This is a genomic window from Microbacterium sp. 8M, assembly GCF_902506375.1.
GTDB lineage: Bacteria > Actinomycetota > Actinomycetes > Actinomycetales > Microbacteriaceae > Microbacterium.
This window is the reverse complement of sequence record NZ_LR733284.1, coordinates 1,572,495-1,589,266: the sequence shown is the minus strand read 5'-3', so window position 1 is coordinate 1,589,266 and position 16,772 is coordinate 1,572,495. Positions and strand designations below refer to the sequence as shown.

Genomic DNA, 16,772 nt, shown 5'->3' with positions numbered 1-16,772 from the left:
GCCCGGCCCGCGACCGGCTCAGTCGAGCGAGGACCGCCGCACGGGCGGACGGCCACGGAGTGCGCCGGACCAGAGCGCGGCGGCCGCCCAGCACGCGATCAGCACGGCGGTCAGGACGACGCCGAGCGCGTTCAGGTCCAGGTCGGCGAGCGCTCGCGCGAGGCCCTGCTGCGGCAGGCTCCGCACCGCGACGCCCGCGAGCTCGGCGACGCCGATCACGAGCGCCACGACGATCGACGCCCCCGTGACCAGCACGTCGTAGCGCCGCCCGGCGCCCTCGCGTCCCGTGGCGCGCCAGGAGTACGCGCGCCGCGACATCGCGCCCTGCGCCGAGTCCAGCAGCGACATGCCCGCGGCGAACAGCACCGGCAGGAGGAGGACCGTCCACCACGGCACGGCGCGCGAGGCGGCGGTCCCCGCGAGCGCGAGCAGGCCGATCTCCGTGGCCGTGTCGAAGCCCAGTCCGAACAGCAGGCCGACGACGTACATCCGCGACGGCCGGTCGATCACGGCGCTGAGCCGGCCCAGCAGCGCCCAGGCCGGACCACCGTGCGGGTGCCCGCTGCCCGCCCTGCGGCGGTGGCGCAGCGCGAGGAGGTTCGCCACCGCGATGACGACCAGGAACACGCCCGACACCACCGGCCCGATGACGCCCGTCCAGACCTGCAGCGGCGAATCCGGATCCTCCAGGCTCGTCGTGAGCGCGCCCACCCCGAGCGCCAGCAGCACGCAGAGGGCGGCGACGACCGTGGCGTGACCGAGGGAGAACCACAGCCCGACGCCACGCGCGGGGCGGTTCCGTGCGAGCAGCTGGCGCGTCGTGTTGTCGATCGCGGCGATGTGGTCGGCGTCGAAGGCGTGACGGAGCCCGAGCAGGTACGCCGTGACGCCGAGCCCGGCGATGAGCGGCGACGGTGCGGACAGCAGCAGCCCACCCCATCCGAGGACGTGCAGCGCGCCCACGATGTACCCGGTCGCGCTATGCCTCATGGAGCAACTCCTCCCGCAGCGCCGCCCATCCGGGGGTGAGATCGCCGAGATGCGCGGCGTCGACGATCGCCCGGACGACGATCCCCCCTCGCTCGGGATGGAGGACGGTCATCCCGTCCGTGCGCCACGCGCTCGTGTCGCCCGCGGGCTCGCGGCCGATCAGCACCACGCTGTCGAGCACGCGATCGGATCCGAGGACGCCGGGGATCGGCTCCCGACCCTCCAGGTCGAGGTGCTCGATCAGGGCGGGGGCGCCGTCGACCGCGATCCGCGTGCGCGCTCTGATCGCACCGCCCTGCTCCCCCGACCTTCCCAGGACGAGTGTCTCGCGCAGCAGCAGCGCCGCGTCCTCGCCGAGTTCCGCTACCGTGCTTCGGTCGACATCGGCGCCGTCCGCGACCACGAACGGCAGGCCGTGCCACGTGCAGATCCCGCGGTCGCCGACGTCGATGCGCGACGACCACCAGGCGCGCTCGCCGTGGCCGTCGTAGGCAACGGTGCCGCCGATGTCCTCCAGCTCGAGGGTGCAGTCCGCGTCGACGGAGATGCGCAGATCGACGGCGTCGCCGCCGAGCAGGAGCGCGCCCGCCGCGATCAGCCCGACGCGGGCGTACCGCGGCCGGCGTTCCAGGATGCGCGCGGCGATCGCGCCGGAGCGCAGCAGCACACGGGCGCGATCGGCGCCCGCCGCGACCTGGACGACCGTGGTCGATGGACCGGCAGGATCCGTCACCGCGATTCCGCGTGCGCGTGGACGTGCTCCGCGCCGCCGTCGTCGTGGCTGTGCAGGTAGCCGCCGGCCTCGCTGTCGTCCGCATGGAAGTGCGGCGCCATCGGGCCCGGATCCTGCGGCTCGTGCTCGCCGGAGCGATGGGCGGCGAGCATGTCCAGGATCCAGCTCTTCAGGCGCGCCACGGAGTCGGGGTCGGTGCGGGACAGGGCGAGCACCTCCCGGCCGTCCCGGGCATCCGAGGCGTCCTGCACCATCTGCGCCACGTCGACGCCGACGTAGGGGGCGAGATCGGTCTTGTTCACCACGAGCAGGTCCGCGCGCGCGATCCCCGGCCCTCCCTTGCGCGCGACGTCCCCTCCGCCGGCGACGTCGAGCACGAAGATCTGGGCGTCCACGAGCGCCGGCGAGAAGGTCGCCGTCAGGTTGTCGCCGCCGGACTCGATGATGACGACGTCGAGGGGTGCGAAGTCGCGCTCGACGTCCTCGACCGCGAGCAGATTCGCGGTCACGTCGTCGCGGATCGCCGTGTGCGGGCAGGCACCCGTCTCCACGGCGCGGATCCGCTCCGGATCCAGCACGCCGGCGGAGCGGAGGAAACGAGCGTCCTCGTCCGTGTAGATGTCGTTCGTGATCACACCGAGCGCGATCTCGCCGGCGAGGGCGCGGCACGCCGTCGCGATGAGGGTCGACTTGCCGACCCCGACGGGGCCGGCGATGCCGAGGCGGAGGGCGCGGGGAGCGGGAGAATCAGGCACGGAACAACCTCCGGTTCGTGAGGGCATGGGCTTCGGCCCACCCCTCGGAGTGAGGGGCGCTGCCGGCGGGGATGCCGGCGGGATCGGTCAGTGCGGCGATCTCGTCGACGAGCTCCTCGACGGCGGCGCACGCGGCGAGGACCCAGCCGACGGGTACGGCGGGATCAGCGGGGGCGAGTTTCAGCAGGGCGGCCGCGGCGGTCTGGGCGTCCTCGTAGACGAAGACGCGGACCAGGTCCTCCGGATCCATGTCCGTCACGGCGGCGATCGCGCCGATGACCACCGGCCGCGGCGGAGCCGCCAGCGCGGAGCAGGCCTGCACTGCCTGGGCATCGGGCCAGAGCCGCCCGGCCAGGCGGAGGACGCCGCGCCCGAGGAGCCGGGACGCCTCGCGCTGTGCGGCGCTCGGGGTGCGCGCCGCCCAGTGCGCGACCACGTCGTCGAGCGCGGCCGACGACGGCGCTTCGCGCAGCCGGTACCGCGCGACCACCGCGGTGCCCGCTTCGACGAGGCTCGTGGTCCGCGCGCGCCCGACGAGGTACGCCGGCACGTCGGCCGCAGGCATGCCCGCCAGGAGCGCGGGCTCGAGACCGGCCGAGTGCGCGTGGCCGCCGGACGGCAGCCGGCCGTCGGCGAGCAGCATCGCCACGGTCAGCGACGCGGGTCGCGTCGAGGTGAATGCTGGAGCGGTCATGATCAGAACATCGTGTACAGCTGGGCGAGCGGGAGCCGGTCCGCGGGGGCCGGGACCACGTTCTCGCCGTCGATCGAGATCGCGAAGGTGTCGGGGCGGATGTCGATGCGCGGCAGGGCGTCGTTGTTCTTCAGGTCCGCCTTCGTGACGGCCCGCGTGCTGCGCACGGCCGCGAGCCGGCGGCGCAGGCCGAGCCGCTCCGGGAGGCCGTCGGCGAGCGCGGCGGGCGAGACGAACGTCAGCGAGAGGTCGGCGCCGATCGCATCGAGGAACGCCGGGCGCATCAGCACGGGCTGCGGCGTCGGAATCGACGCGTTCGGGTCGCCGAGTGCACCCCACACCAGGCCGCCGCCCTTGATCACGACCTCCGGACGCACGCCGAAGAACCGCGGATCCCACAGCACCAGGTCGGCGAGCTTGCCGGGCTCGACGGATCCGACCTCATGATCGATGCCCTGGCCGATGGCCGGGTTGATCGTGTACTTGGCGACGTACCGCCTGGCGCGCTCGTTGTCGGCCGGCAGGTCCTCGCTGAGCCGGCCGCGACGGTGCTTCATGACGTGGGCGACCTGCCAGGTGCGGGTGATCACCTCGCCGATCCGCCCCATCGCCTGCGCATCGGAGGAGGTCACCGAGAGCGCCCCCATGTCGTGCAGGATGTCCTCGGCGGCGATCGTGGTGGCCCGGATCCGGGACTCCGCGAAAGCCAGATCCTCCGGCACGGCCGGGTTGAGGTGGTGGCAGACCATGAGCATGTCGAGGTGCTCGGCCACGGTGTTCACGGTGTGCGGCAGCGTCGGATTGGTCGAGCCCGGGATGACGTTCGGCAGCGAGGCGATCGCGAGGATGTCCGGGGCGTGGCCGCCGCCGGCGCCCTCGACGTGGAACGCGTGGATGCCGCGCCCGCCGATCGCCTCGATGGTGGACTGCACGTAGCCGGTCTCGTTGAGCGAGTCGGAGTGCAGCGCCACTTGCAGGCCCCACTCCTCCGCGGCCGTCAGTGCGGCGTCGATGGCCGCGGGCGTCGCACCCCAGTCCTCGTGGATCTTGTAGCCCGCGGCGCCGGCGAGCGCCTGCTCGCGCAGCGCGCCCTGCGAGATCGTGCTGCCCTTGCCGAGCAGCAGCACGTTGACCGGGAAGCGGTCCAGAGCTCGGTGCATCGTCTCGAGGTGCCACGCGCCGGGTGTCACGGTGGTCGCCTTGGACCCCTCGGAGGGGCCGGTGCCGCCGCCGACGATCGTGGTGATCCCGGCCGCCAGCGCTTCGTGGATCTGCGAGGGCGAGAGCAGGTGCACGTGCGAGTCGATCCCGCCGGCGGTGAGGATCCGGCCCTCACCGGAGATCACGTCGGTGGACGGGCCGATCACCAGTTCCGGGTGCACGCCGTCGGCGATGTCCGGGTTGCCGGCGCGCCCCAGGGCGACGATCCGGCCGTCGCGCAGTCCGACGTCGGCGCGCACGACGCCCCACCAGTCGAACACGATCGCGTTCGTGATGACGGTGTCCAGCGCGCCCTCGGCCCTGGTCGCGGCCGACTGCGCCATGGACTCGCGGATCGACTTGCCGCCGCCGAACACGGCCTCCTCGCCGCCGACGGTGAGATCCCGCTCGATCTCGATCCACAGATCCGTGTCGCCGAGGCGCACCTGATCGCCGGCGGTGGGGCCGTAGATCGACGCGTAGCGCTCCCTGTCCAGACGCATCAGGCGCCCCTCTCCGGCTCGGCGACGAGCACGCCGCGCTGCGTGTTGCCGCGCTGCAGCCCCGGCACCCGGCGCGCTCCGGCGATCGAGACGACGGGCAGCTCTCGGGAGGCCCCCGGCTCGAACCGCTGCGACGTGCCGGACGGGATGCCCAGCCGGAAGCCGTAGGCCGCTGCGCGGTCGAAGGAGAGCGCGGTGTTGACGTCGGGCAGGTGCACGTGGGAGCCGACCTGGATCGGTCGGTCGCCGGTGTTCAGGAACACCAGGGTGCGCGTCTCGTCGGCGGAGTCGCGCACGTTGAGCTCGACGGATCCCGGGCGGATCCGGTACGCCCCCGGTGCCTCGCCCTGCCCGGCCGGCGCGTCCGCCGCGGCGTCGGCCCCAGGCGCCTCCTGGATCGGGTGGTGCACCGTCACGAGCTTGCGCCCGTCCGGGAACGTGGCCTCGACCTGCACGTCGTGCAGCATCGCGGCGACCCCGGGCAGCACGTCGTCGACGGTCAGCACCTCGCGCCCCTGCTGCATGAGGTCCTCGACGAGCGCGCCCTCGCGTGCCCGCTCGATCACCCAGGTGCTGAGCAGCGCCACCGTCTCCGGGTGGTTCAGCCGCACCCCGCGCGCGTGGCGGTCTCGTGCCACCATGCCCGCGACGGCCAGCAGGAGCTTCTCGGTCTCGGCCGGACTGACGTGCATGCAGGGCCTCCGATGTCAGGGAACATCGAGACTCTAAGCCCCCCAGGGTGTCCGATCGAGGTCGAATGTGTTTCGGCCGCGTTACGGATCCCTGGAGGCTGCGCTCAGTCGCGGATGTGCGCCCCGAACCTCTCGGCCGCCACGGCGACACCGGCGAGCTTCGCCTCCGTCGCCTCCGCGGCGGTGAGGGTGCGGTCGTCGGCCCGGAAGCGGAGCGCGAAGGTGAGGCTCTTGGATCCGGCGGGCACGCCGTCGCCGCGGTAGTCGTCGACGAGCCGGACGGATTCCAGCAGCGCACCGGCGCCCTCGGCCAGGGCGGAGCGGACGTCGGCCGCGGCGACGCCTGCGTCGAGCACGAGCGACACGTCCTGGGTGGCGGCGGGATAGGTCGACAGCGAGGCCGCGACCACGCGCTCCCCGGACATGCCGAGGACGCCGTCGAGGTCGAGCTCGAGGACGACCGCACGGCCCGGCAGATCCGCATCGGCGGACACCTGCGGGTGCAGCTCGCCGACGTAGCCGACCTCGGTCGTCGAGCCCGTCGAGGCGTCGCGCACCTGCAGCACGCCGGTGCGACCCGGGTGCAGCGCGGCGCGGGTGCCCTGCACCACGTCGATCTCGACGCCCGCGGCGTCGGCGATCACGCGCACCGCGTCGAGCGCCTCGCTGAGGCCGTACTCCTCGGCCGCGCGGCCGGGCTGGCGGGGCGTGACGTGACCGGTGAACAGCGCGGCCACGTGACGGGCCTGCGGCGGGATCGACGCGTTGAGCGCGGCGAGCGTCTCGTCCGACGGACGGATTCCGAGCGGCGGGACCTCGTCGGTGCCGTAGACGACGCCCGGCTCGGGCAGGAACACCACGCCGGTCTCGAAGATCGCGAGATCCACCAGCCCGCGCGCGATGTTGCGGTGCGCGATCTGGAGCAGGCCCGGGATCAGCGAGCGGCGCAGGTAGGGAGCCTGCCCGTCGAGCGGGTTCGCCAGGCGCACGCCGGGAAGGCTCTCCCCGGAGGCGGAGCCGTGCAGGTCGTTCTGGTCCTGCGTGGTGAACGGGAACGACGGGGTCTCCACGAGACCCGCCGCCGCGAGCGCGTTCGCGACGCGCCGGCGTCCCTGCTGCAGCTCGGTGAGGCCGCGCCCGGAGGGCGGGGTCGGCAGCACGGACGGGATGCGGTCCAGCCCGTGGATGCGGGCGACCTCCTCGGCGAGCGTCCACTTGTCGCTGAGATCGGGGCGCCAGCTCGGGCGGATCACGTTCCAGCCACCGTCGACGGCGGTGACCTCGGCGCCGATGGTCTCGAGCGCACCCGTGACCTCGTCGTCGGTGTAGTCCACGCCGATGAGGCCCTGCACGAAGCCGGCGGGGAGGTCGATGCCCTCGAGGAGCACCTCGGCGTAGAGCGCGCCGCCCTCGTCGGTGAGCGTGCCCCCGGCGAGCTCCACCATCAGGTCGGCGACACGGCGCGCCGCGGCGAACGGGATGAGCGGATCCACCCCGCGCTCGAAGCGCTTGGACGCCTCGCTGGGCAGCTTGTGCCGGCGGGCGGTGCGCGCGATCGTGATCGGATCGAACGTCGCCGCCTCGATGAGCACGTTGCGCGTGGTGCCGCTCATCTCGGTGGTGCCGCCGCCCATGACGCCGGCGAGGCCGATCGGACCCGAGCCGTCGGTGATGAGCAGGTCCTCAGGGTCGAGCGTGCGCTTCTGCCCGTCGAGGGTGACCATGCTCTCCCCCGGGGCGGCACGGCGCACCACGATGCCGCCGTCGAGCTTGTCGAGGTCGTAGCCGTGGATCGGGTTGCCGAGCTCGAGCATCACGTAGTTCGTGATGTCGATGAGGATGCCGAGCGAGCGCATGCCCGCGAGCGTGAGGCGCGCGACCATCCACGGCGGCGTCGGGCGGGACGGGTCCACGCCGCGCACCACGCGCGTGACGAACTCGCTCGCGCCCACCACGCCGCGGATGGGCGCCGTGTCCTCGACGACGGCCGTGAAGCCGGTGCCGGGCTGCAGGTCGGCGAAGTCGCGCTCTGCCGGGTCGCGGAAGGCCGCGCCTGTCGCGTGTGCGTACTCGCGGGCCACGCCGCGGATCGAGAACGCGTAGCCGCGGTCGGGCGTGACGTTGATGTCGACCGCGACGTCGTCGAGGCCGAGCAGCGCGATCGCGTCGGCGCCGACGGGGGCGTCGATGCCGAGCTCGGCGAGGATCAGGATCCCGTTGTGCTCGTCGCCGAGGCCCAGCTCGCGAGCCGAGGCGATCATGCCGTCCGAGACGTGCCCGTAGGTCTTGCGCGCGGCGATCGGGAACGGCCCGGGCAGCACGGCGCCGGGGAGGGTCACGACGACCTTGTCCCCCACGGCGAAGTTGTGCGCGCCGCAGACGATGCCGCGCACGCCGCCGTTGGCCTCACCCACGTCGACCTGGCACCAGCGGATGGTCTTGCCGTTGGACTGCGGCTCCTCCTCGAAGGAGACCACCTGACCGACCACGACCGGCCCCGAGATGTCGAAGCCGATGAGCTCCTCCTCCTCGAAGCCGACCGAGACGAGCGCCGCGAAGACGTCGTCCGGCGTCACCGCATCGGCGACATCCACATACTCACGCAGCCACGAAAGCGGGACGCGCATCACACCACCATCCCGAACTGCTCGCTGAAACGGACATCGCCCTCGGCCATGTCGCGCATGTCCTGCACGTCGCTGCGGAACATGAGCGCGCGCTCGACGCCCATGCCGAACGCGAAGCCGCTGTACACGTCGGGGTCGATCCCGGCCGCGCGCAGCACGTTCGGGTTGACCATGCCGCAGCCGCCCCACTCGATCCAGCGCGCACCGCCCTTGAAGGTCGGGTGCCACAGGTCGAGCTCGGCGGACGGCTCGGTGAACGGGAAGTAGTTCGTGCGGAAGCGGGTCTTCGCCTCCGGGCCGAAGAGCTGGCGCGCGACATGATCGAGCGTGCCCTTGAGGTGGGCCATCGAGATGCCCTTGTCGACGACGAGGCCTTCGAACTGGGTGAACACCGGCAGGTGCGTGGCGTCGAACTCGTCGGTGCGGTACACGCGTCCCGGGCACAGCACGTAGATCGGCACCTCCCGGTCGAGCATCGAGCGCACCTGCACCGGACTGGTGTGCGTGCGCATGACGAGGTGACGCGAGGCCGGATCCACGTAGAACGTGTCCTGCTCCTGGCGCGCGGGATGGTCGACGTCGAAGTTCAGGGCGTCGAAGTTGAACCACTCGTGCTCGAGCTCCGGGCCCTCCGCGATCTCCCAGCCCATGCCGACGAAGACGTCGCTGATCTGCTCCTGCAGCAGGGTGAGCGGGTGCCGCGCGCCGACGGGGGTGCGCGAGGCGACCGCGGTGATGTCGACGCGCTCCGCCTCGAGCCGCGCGGCGGTCTCGGCCTCGGCGAGCTCCGCCTCCTTCGCGGCGAGAGCCTGGGTGACGCGACCGCGTCCCTGACCGATGAGCTTGCCGAACGCGGCCTTGTGCTCGGGCGCGACCTGGCGCATCGAGGCGTTCAGGACCGCCAGCGGCGACCCCTCGGCGACGTGCGCGGCGCGTGCGGCCTTGAGCTGGGCGGTGTCGGCCGCGGATCCGAGCGCGGCGAGCGCGGCCGCGACGGCGGATTCCACCGCCTCCGGAGTGATGTCAGGGGAAGTCTGTGCGTTGTCGGACACGAGAATCGAGTCTACCGGCGCGCTCAGCCCCCTCTGAGCGCGCCGGAGTCAGTGCAGGCCGCCGGCGTCGGGATGACCGGAGCGCCCCTGCAGGGCGATGACCTCGGTGAGCGTCGACTCGTCGTCCGCCGCGGCGTTGCCACCGTGCCCGTGCTGCACCTTCGGCGAGCGGCGGGTGCGCACCTCGAGCCACTTCGCGACCCCGGAGAGGATCAGGCACATCGAGATGTAGATGACGGCGACGATGAGCCCGGCCTGCAGCAGCGGCCGGCCCGGCTGCGAGCTGAGGTACTTCGCGTAGTAGATGAGCTCGGGGTAGGTGATGATGAACCCGAGCGCGGTGTCCTTGAGCGTCACCACGAGCTGCGCGACGATGACCGGCAGCATCGCCCGGATCGCCTGCGGGAGCAGGATGAACGCCATCACGCCGGACTTGCGCAGGCCGATCGCGTAGCCCGCCTCCTTCTGCCCCTTCGGCAGCGCCTCGACACCGGCGCGCAGCGCCTCGGCGAGCACGGAGCCGTTGTAGAGCACGAGACCGATCACGACCGCGGCATACGCCGACATGCGGAACGTGGATCCGGGGATCGAGTTCACCCCGTAGAAGAAGATCATCATCATGACCAGCACGGGGACCGCGCGCAGCAGCTCGATCACCACGGTGACCGGCACGCGCACCCAGGCATGGTCGGAGAGCCGGCCGATCGCCAGCACAAAGCCGAGCACGATGCTGCCCACGCCCGCCGCGAGGAACGCGCTGACGGTGGCCCACAGGGCCTGCGCCATCCCCTGCCACACGAGCGTGTAGGTGAAGAGGTTCCAGCGGGAGGCGTCGAACTGCCCCGTCACCGCGAAGCGGTACACGATGAAGCCGACGATCGCGAGGACGACCAGCACCGTGACCACGCCGAGGATCCGGTTGCGCAGCACGGCCTTCGGGCCGGGGACGTCGTAGAGAACGGATGCGCCGCTCATCGGACGATCCTCCACTTCTTCTCGAAGTGCCGCTGCACGAGACTCAGCAGCGTCACCAGGATGACGAACACGACGGCCACCCAGAGCAGGATCTCCATCACGGTGCCGGGGCGGTTCGCCGAGTCGGCGACCGTGGCGCGGAGGGCCGCGAGCTCCGCGATGGAGAAGCCGGCGGCCACCGTGGTGTTCTTCAGCAGCGCGATGAACACGCTCATCATCGGCGGCACCACGGAGCGGAACGCCTGCGGCATGACCACGAGCGTCATCACCTGCCCGAACGTGAGGCCGATCGCGCGGGCGGCCTCGGCCTGCCCCACCGGCACCGTGTTGATGCCCGCTCGCAGCACCTCGGCCACATAGGTCGCGGTGTAGATGCCGAGGGCGAGGATGCCCAGCGGCATGAACGGGATCTCCGGGAGGTCGAGCTTCGGGTATCCGAAGACGAAGAAGAAGAACACCAGCGTGAGCGGGGTGTTGCGCACCAGGTTCACGTACACCGTGCCGACGGCGCGAGCGATCGGCACCGGCGACACGCGCATCGCTCCGACGATGGTGCCGAGCACCAGGGCCAGCGCGCCGCCGCCGAGGAACAGCAGGACCGTGTTGAGCGTCGCCTGCCCCCACAGGTCGAGATTGCCCAGGAGTGCGTCCACGCGATCTCTCTTTCGGGTTCGGGTCGGGACGTCCGAGGACGTCGGGAGGGAGGACGCGGCCGGCGGGATCAGTCCCGCCGGCCGCCTTGGATCACTTCTCGACCGCGGGCTGATCGACCTTCATGCCGCTCGCGCCCAGGTTCTTCTCGAAGATCGCCTTCCAGGTGTCCCCTCCGTCGGTGAACATCGTGTCGATGAACGTCTGCAGTGCCGTGTCGCCCTTGGCCAGGCCCACGCCGTACTTCTCCGTCGTGAACGGCTCGCCGACGACCTTGAGCTCGTCCGGATCCTGCGAGGCGTAGCCGATCAGGATGGCCTGGTCCGTGGTGACCGCGTCGACCTGCTTGTTGATGAGCTGCTCCACGCACGCGGAGTACAGGTCGAGGCCGACCGTCTTGGTGTCGGGGAAGTTCGCCTGGATGTTCTGCAGCGGGGTGGACCCGGTCGCCGAGCAGACGGTCTTGCCCTTGAGGTCCTTCTCGCTCTTGATGGTGTCGTCGCTCTTGCGGACGAGCAGGCCCTGGCCGGTGACGAAGTAGGGGCCGGCGAAGTCGATCACGGCCTTGCGCTTGTCGGTGATCGAGTAGGTGCCGACGTAGTAGTCGACGTCGCCGTTGACGATCGCCTGCTCGCGGTTGGCGGACGGGATCGCCTTGAACTCGATCTTGTCCTCGCTGTAGCCGAGCGAGGCGGCGATCCAGCGCGCGATGTCGATGTCGAAGCCGCTGCGCTCGCCCGTGGTCGCGTCCTTGTAGCCGAGGCCCGGCTGGTCCTCCTTGACGCCGACCGTGATCTTGCCGTTCTTGGTGATCCGGTCGAAGGTGGGGCTGCCCTCCAGCTTGACGTCCTTGGCGACCTCGAAGAGCGGCTTGTCACTCGTCGGGGTGACGCCTTCCCCGGTCGCACCGGGGCTGGTGGGGCTGCCGCTGTTGCAGCCGGTGAGGGCGATCAGGGCGACGGCCGCGATGCCGATGCCGGTGAGGATCCGTGACTTTCGCATGTGCTTCTCCTTCAGTGCAGGTGCTGTGGTGCGGGGATCAGGTCAGTGGGTGAGGAGCTTCGACAGGAAGTCCTTCGCGCGGTCCGACTTCGGGTTCGTGAAGAACTCCTCCGGCTCGGCCTCCTCGAGGATCCGCCCGTCCGCCATGAACACGACGCGGTTCGCGGCCTTGCGGGCGAAGCCCATCTCGTGGGTGACGACGATCATCGTCATGCCGCTGGCGGCGAGCTCGACCATGACGTCGAGGACCTCGTTGATCATCTCCGGATCCAGGGCGCTGGTGGGCTCGTCGAAGAGCATCACCTTGGGGTGCATCGCCAGGGCGCGGGCGATCGCCACGCGCTGCTGCTGGCCGCCCGAGAGCTGCGCCGGGAGCTTCGAGGCCTGCTTGGCCACGCCGACGCGCTCGAGCAGCTGCATGGCTTCCTTCTCGGCATCCGCCTTCTTCACGCCGCGCACCTTGATGGGGCCCAGGGTCACGTTCTCGAGGATCGTGAGGTGGGCGAACAGGTTGAAGGACTGGAACACCATGCCCACGTCCGCGCGGAGCTGGGCCAGTCCCTTGCCCTCCGCGGGGAGCTCCTTGCCGTCGATCGTGATCGAGCCGCTGGTGATGGTCTCCAGGCGGTTGATCGTGCGGCAGAGGGTCGACTTGCCGGATCCGGACGGGCCGATGATCACGACCACCTCGCCCTTGTGCACGGTGAGGTCGATGTCGGTCAGGGCCTGGAAGTCGCCGTAGTGCTTCTGCACGTGGTCCACGACGACCAGCGGGGCGCCGACGGAGGCGGAGCGGGATTCGGGCATGTCGGATCTCCGTGAGGACGGGCGGTGCGGATGACACCGCGGGGTGCCGATGACGTTATTGGCTCCGCGGCACCGGGACCAGTGCGCTTGAGGAATCCTTGAGGGTTTCGTCCCCCGGGTTTCCGGGCTGTTTCCGGCAGGCGACGGCGACGTTCCGCCGAGGGTGTGAGCGCGTCAGTCGTGGGTCTCGCGGTAGTACCGCACCGCGCCGGTGTGCAGGGCGATCGGATCGGTGAAGATCGCCTGCCGGCGGTCCAGCAGGGCCGCTGCGGGAGCATCGCGCGCGATGGTGGCGCGCTCGTCGAACAGCACCGCGGTGGCGTCGTGGACGAGTCCCTCCGGGGCGTCTGCGCGGGTGACCAGGTAGTTGGGCACGGTCATGGTCACCGTGGAAGTGCCGGTCCCGTAGGCGCCGATCGGGAAGTCCGCTTGCCGGTAGGCGCCGGCATGGGCGGCGTTGACCGCGTCGACGACGGCCGGCGGGATCGACAGCAGGCGGATCGGCGTGTCCGCGGCGAGCGTGGCGATGCCCGGCGTCGGCAGGCCGCCCACCCAGAAGAAGCCGTCGATCTCCCCCCGGCGCAGGGCCCCGATCGAGGCCTCGAGCCCGAGCTCGGGGTTGCGAATGGACGCCGCATCCACGTCGGCAGCGCCGAGGACGCGCCGCGCGACGAGATCCACGCCGGACCCGCGCGCGCCGAGCGAGACCGCGCGCCCGGCGAGATCCCGGAGGTCGCGCACATCGGATCCCTCCCTGACCACGATGTGCACGTATTCGTCGTACAGCCGCGCGACGGCGACGATCGGGATGGGCTCGGGGAAGGCGCCCGTTCCCGCGACGGCGTCCGCCACGGCGTCGCCCTGGGCGAACCCGAGCACGGCCGTGCCGTCGCCGATGCGCTCGAGGTTGTCGACGGATCCGTTCGTGCGCTGCGCCGTGAACCTCGCTCCGAGGTGAGTGCTCAGCACCTGGGCGAACCGCTGCCCGTAGGCGTAGTACACGCCCGTCGCTCCCCCGCCTGCGATCACCTGCGGCTTGTCCGCCCAGCTGCGGTCGGCGGGCGCGCACGCAGCCAGACCCACCGCGCTCAGCAGGCACAGCAGCAGCGCGAGCAGACGCACCGCTCCGCTGCGCGCCGGCCGGACCCGGCCCGCCAGGGCCCTCATCGCGCCCCCACTGCCGGGAGCTCGAGCACGACGCGGAGACCGCCGCCCTCGGCCGCCTCGAGCCGCACACCGGCGTCGACCGTCGCGAGAAGGTCGGTGGCGATCGCGAGCCCCAGCCCCGAACCGGGGACCGAGCGGGTGCGGTCGCTGCGCCAGTACCGGTCGGCGGCGTGTGCGAGCTCCTCCTCGGAGAGACCGGGACCGTGGTCCCGCACGGTCAGCTCGCACCGATCCGCGGCGCGCGCGACGGTCACGTCGATCCGGGTGCCTCGGGGCGAGAACTTCACGGCGTTGTCGATCACCGCGTCCAGCGCGCTCTCGGCGATGGTCTCGTCCGTGGCCGAGAGCACCTGACCGTCGAGACCTGCGCCGTCGACGTGCAGCGCCAGGGCGACGTCGTTCGCCGCGGCGGCGTCGCGCCAGGCCGCGACCCGGCGCTCGGCGAGCGCGACCAGATCGACCGGTGCGCGGGACGGCGCCGGATCCTCGCCGCGCGCGAAGGAGAGCAGGGTGTCCAGGATCCGGGTCATCCGCCGCCCCTCCTCCCTGGTCGCCTCCACCTCGTGCGTCCAGCTGCGGTCCAGGCCCGTGGCGAGCGACTCCACGCGCAGCAGCAGGGCGTTCAAGGGGTTGCGCAGCTCGTGCGAGGCGTTCAGCGCGAACTCCTGCTGGCGTGAGACCACGCGCTCGATCTCCTCCGCCATCCGGTTGAAGAGCAGGATCATGCGGTGCAGCTCGGGCGGGCCGGTGTCGTCGGCGATCCGCGCCTCCATGTCGCCGCGTTCGATCGCCTCCATCGCCTCGTCGACGCGGTGCACGGGTCGCAGCACCCAGCCGGCCAGGCGCACCACCACGAGAAGGCCGATGCCGATCGCCAGCACGCTGACGATCCCGAGCAGGATCCACTGCCGCACGATCTCCGCGCGGGGCGCATCCACGCTCGCCGACATGACCACCGCGCCGATCACGTCGCCGCCGTCGAAGATCGGCTCCACGAGCGACTGCTCGGCGAACTGCCAGGGCAGCAGCACGGGTTCGGGCAGGTCGCTGCGGCGCCCGGAGAGCGCCAACTGCACCTTGTCGGCGGTGTCCTGATCCCACACCTGCGCGTCCGCATCCTGCGGCGACCACGGGCGGCCGGTGCGGTCCACCACGACCACCTGGGTGCCGTACAGCTCGCGGTAGCGGCGGAGCTCGCCGTCCAGCACCTCGGCACTGCCCGACAGCAGCGCCTGGCGCGCGCTGGTCACGAACGTGCCGATGTCGCCGACCTGCTGCGTGTAGAAGGATTGCTGCACGCTGCGCGACGCCGCCCAGCCGTATGCGCCGCCGAGCAGCAGCAGCACGGCGGCGAGCGGCACCAGGAAGACGATGAACAGGCGCTGGCGCACGGTTCAGAGTCCCGTCAGGCGGTATCCGACGCCGCGCACCGTCTCGATGAGCGCGGGGCGACCGATCTTGCGGCGGATCGAGGCGACGTGCACCTCGAGCGAGCGCGCGAAGCTCTGCCAGTCCGTGTTCCACACCTCGCGGATGAGCCGGTCCCGAGGCACCGCCACCCCGGGGTATCGCGCCAGCACGGCGACGATGTCGAACTCCTTGCGCGTAAGCTCCACCGGTTCGCCGTCGACCAGCACCCTGCGCGCGACGAGGTCGATGCGCACTCCGTCGATGTCGATGCCGACCGGGCCGACCTCGCCCGGGATCGCCTGGGCGCGGCGGGTCACCGCCTCGATCCGGGCGAGCAGCTCCTGCACGTCGTACGGCTTCACCAGGAAGTCGTCCGCACCGGCGCGGAGACCGCGGATCCGCTCGTGCACCTGGCTGCGGGCGGTGGCGATGAGGATGGGCACGCCGCTGATCGCTCGGATCCGCCGGCACAGCTCGATCCCGTCGATGTCCGGAAGGCCGAGGTCCAGGATCACCGCCTCGGTGTCGCTGCCCAGCATCTCGAGCGCGGCACGTCCGTCGCCGGCTCTCTCGACCGCGTACCCGGCGCGCCCGAGGAACCCGGAGAGGGCGTCGGCCACGCGTTCGTCGTCTTCGACGATGAGGATCTTCATACCGGCCGCGGGTCTCCTGCCGCTAGGCGCGCTGCGCGAACGCGCTCTCGTACAGGCACACGCTGGCGGCGGTCGCCAGGTTCAGCGACTCGGCCCGCCCGAAGATGGGCAGCCGCAGCGCGCGGTCTGCGAGGCCCAGCGCCTCGTCCTCGAGCCCCCGCGCTTCGTTGCCGAACAGCCAGGCGGTGGGCTGGGCGAGCACGCCCTCCGCCCGTGCCGCCAGCAGATCATCGCCCTTCACATCGGCGGCGACCACCTGCAGTCCCGCCTCGTGGGCGCGCGCGACGACGTCGGCCAGATCGCCCCCGACCGACACGGGCAGGTGGAACAGGGATCCGGTGGTGGAGCGCACGACCTTCGGGTTGTACAGGTCGACGGTGCGACCGGTGAGCACGACGGCGTCGGCCCCGGTGGCGTCGGCGGCGCGGATGATCGTGCCGAGGTTGCCCGGGTCGCGCACCTCCTCGCAGATCGCGACGAGCCGCGGCGAGGCGGCGAAGATGTCGCGCACCGAGGTGGGCGTCTGCCGGGCGACGGCAACGACCCCCTGCGGAGTGACCGTGTCGGCCATCGCGGCGAGCACGAACTCGGTGACGTACTCCAGGTGCACGTCGGCGTCGGCAGCGGCGTGGCGCAGGTCGGTGTGCTTGTCCCAGGCGGTGGGCGTCGCGAACAGCTCGACGATCGCGTCGGGCCGGTAGGACAGCGCCTCACGGACGGCCTGCGGTCCCTCCAGGAGGAACAGGCCGGTCTCGGTGCGGGCACTGCGCTTGGTGAGCTTGGCGACGGCGCGCACGCGCGGGGATCGGGGGTTCTCCAGCACGCTCACAGTCTAGGGAACGCGAAGGGGCGCCGTCCGCA

The 16,772-nt window shown here is 71.7% G+C and carries 16 protein-coding genes; all 16 read right to left on the bottom strand.

The features are described 5' to 3' along the window. Positions 1 to 18: 18 nt before the first annotated feature. Positions 19 to 990, bottom strand: coding sequence for a HoxN/HupN/NixA family nickel/cobalt transporter (locus tag AERO9AM_RS07530; protein ID WP_159575584.1), 972 nt, complete (start codon positions 988 to 990; stop codon positions 19 to 21). Next, on the bottom strand, positions 980 to 1,723 hold the full coding sequence (locus AERO9AM_RS07525) for an urease accessory protein UreD (RefSeq protein ID WP_159575583.1): 744 nt from the start codon (positions 1,721 to 1,723) through the stop codon (positions 980 to 982). Before AERO9AM_RS07525 ends, AERO9AM_RS07530 begins: the two co-directional genes overlap by 11 nt. Continuing rightward, entirely contained in the window at positions 1,720 to 2,478 is a 759-nt protein-coding gene (ureG, locus tag AERO9AM_RS07520) for an urease accessory protein UreG (RefSeq protein WP_236602526.1), read from the bottom strand. Before ureG ends, AERO9AM_RS07525 begins: the two co-directional genes overlap by 4 nt. Further along, entirely contained in the window at positions 2,471 to 3,172 is a 702-nt protein-coding gene (locus AERO9AM_RS07515) for an urease accessory protein UreF (RefSeq protein WP_159575581.1), read from the bottom strand. Before AERO9AM_RS07515 ends, ureG begins: the two co-directional genes overlap by 8 nt. Positions 3,173 to 3,174: 2 nt before the next feature. Beyond that, positions 3,175 to 4,875: an urease subunit alpha gene (locus AERO9AM_RS07510; RefSeq protein ID WP_159575580.1), complete on the bottom strand. Its 1,701-nt coding sequence runs from the start codon at positions 4,873 to 4,875 to the stop codon at positions 3,175 to 3,177. Then, positions 4,875 to 5,567: an urease subunit gamma gene (locus AERO9AM_RS07505; RefSeq protein ID WP_159575579.1), complete on the bottom strand. Its 693-nt coding sequence runs from the start codon at positions 5,565 to 5,567 to the stop codon at positions 4,875 to 4,877. Before AERO9AM_RS07505 ends, AERO9AM_RS07510 begins: the two co-directional genes overlap by 1 nt. Positions 5,568 to 5,671: 104 nt before the next feature. Next, positions 5,672 to 8,194, bottom strand: coding sequence for a phenylalanine--tRNA ligase subunit beta (pheT, locus tag AERO9AM_RS07500; protein WP_159575578.1), 2,523 nt, complete (start codon positions 8,192 to 8,194; stop codon positions 5,672 to 5,674). After that, positions 8,194 to 9,252, bottom strand: a complete 1,059-nt coding sequence (gene pheS / locus AERO9AM_RS07495; protein WP_442923278.1) for a phenylalanine--tRNA ligase subunit alpha — start codon at positions 9,250 to 9,252, stop codon at positions 8,194 to 8,196. The genes pheT and pheS overlap by 1 nt, the downstream gene beginning before the upstream one ends. A gap of 42 nt (positions 9,253 to 9,294) precedes the next feature. Further along, complete coding sequence (locus AERO9AM_RS07490) at positions 9,295 to 10,221, bottom strand: amino acid ABC transporter permease (protein ID WP_159575576.1); 927 nt, start codon at positions 10,219 to 10,221, stop codon at positions 9,295 to 9,297. Beyond that, a complete protein-coding gene (locus AERO9AM_RS07485) occupies positions 10,218 to 10,874 on the bottom strand; it encodes an amino acid ABC transporter permease (RefSeq protein WP_159575575.1) in 657 nt (218 codons plus the stop codon). The genes AERO9AM_RS07490 and AERO9AM_RS07485 overlap by 4 nt, the downstream gene beginning before the upstream one ends. Before the next feature lie 91 nt (positions 10,875 to 10,965). Continuing rightward, positions 10,966 to 11,874 carry a glutamate ABC transporter substrate-binding protein gene (locus AERO9AM_RS07480; RefSeq protein WP_159575574.1) on the bottom strand — a complete coding sequence of 303 codons (909 nt, stop codon included), beginning with the start codon at positions 11,872 to 11,874 and terminating at the stop codon, positions 10,966 to 10,968. Positions 11,875 to 11,916: 42 nt separating this feature from the next. After that, on the bottom strand, positions 11,917 to 12,681 hold the full coding sequence (locus AERO9AM_RS07475; RefSeq protein ID WP_159575573.1) for an amino acid ABC transporter ATP-binding protein: 765 nt from the start codon (positions 12,679 to 12,681) through the stop codon (positions 11,917 to 11,919). Between the two features lie 174 nt (positions 12,682 to 12,855). Further along, positions 12,856 to 13,848: a TAXI family TRAP transporter solute-binding subunit gene (locus AERO9AM_RS07470; protein ID WP_159575572.1), complete on the bottom strand. Its 993-nt coding sequence runs from the start codon at positions 13,846 to 13,848 to the stop codon at positions 12,856 to 12,858. Continuing rightward, positions 13,845 to 15,239 (bottom strand): sensor histidine kinase, encoded by a 1,395-nt coding sequence (locus tag AERO9AM_RS07465; protein ID WP_159575571.1) that lies wholly within the window; start codon positions 15,237 to 15,239, stop codon positions 13,845 to 13,847. Before AERO9AM_RS07465 ends, AERO9AM_RS07470 begins: the two co-directional genes overlap by 4 nt. A 3-nt stretch (positions 15,240 to 15,242) precedes the next feature. Further along, positions 15,243 to 15,911: a response regulator transcription factor gene (locus AERO9AM_RS07460; protein WP_159575570.1), complete on the bottom strand. Its 669-nt coding sequence runs from the start codon at positions 15,909 to 15,911 to the stop codon at positions 15,243 to 15,245. 22 nt (positions 15,912 to 15,933) lie between these two features. Beyond that, the gene (locus AERO9AM_RS07455; RefSeq protein WP_159575569.1) at positions 15,934 to 16,734 is read right to left on the bottom strand and encodes a TrmH family RNA methyltransferase; all 801 of its coding nucleotides are present in this window, start codon (positions 16,732 to 16,734) and stop codon (positions 15,934 to 15,936) included. Between the last annotated feature and the right edge of the window lie 38 nt (positions 16,735 to 16,772).

Bases quoted from the DNA above. Each gene is read 5' to 3' on its own strand.
- AERO9AM_RS07460 (WP_159575570.1), bottom strand. From the start codon at position 15,911: ATGAAGATCCTCATCGTCGAAGACGACGAACGCGTGGCCGACGCCCTC.
- AERO9AM_RS07515 (WP_159575581.1), bottom strand. From the start codon at position 3,172: ATGACCGCTCCAGCATTCACCTCGACGCGACCCGCGTCGCTGACCGTG.
- AERO9AM_RS07480 (WP_159575574.1), bottom strand. From the start codon at position 11,874: ATGCGAAAGTCACGGATCCTCACCGGCATCGGCATCGCGGCCGTCGCC.
- AERO9AM_RS07530 (WP_159575584.1), bottom strand. From the start codon at position 990: ATGAGGCATAGCGCGACCGGGTACATCGTGGGCGCGCTGCACGTCCTC.
- AERO9AM_RS07470 (WP_159575572.1), bottom strand. From the start codon at position 13,848: ATGAGGGCCCTGGCGGGCCGGGTCCGGCCGGCGCGCAGCGGAGCGGTG.
- AERO9AM_RS07475 (WP_159575573.1), bottom strand. From the start codon at position 12,681: ATGCCCGAATCCCGCTCCGCCTCCGTCGGCGCCCCGCTGGTCGTCGTG.
- AERO9AM_RS07510 (WP_159575580.1), bottom strand. From the start codon at position 4,875: ATGCGTCTGGACAGGGAGCGCTACGCGTCGATCTACGGCCCCACCGCC.
- AERO9AM_RS07505 (WP_159575579.1), bottom strand. From the start codon at position 5,567: ATGCACGTCAGTCCGGCCGAGACCGAGAAGCTCCTGCTGGCCGTCGCG.
- AERO9AM_RS07490 (WP_159575576.1), bottom strand. From the start codon at position 10,221: ATGAGCGGCGCATCCGTTCTCTACGACGTCCCCGGCCCGAAGGCCGTG.
- pheT (WP_159575578.1), bottom strand. From the start codon at position 8,194: ATGCGCGTCCCGCTTTCGTGGCTGCGTGAGTATGTGGATGTCGCCGAT.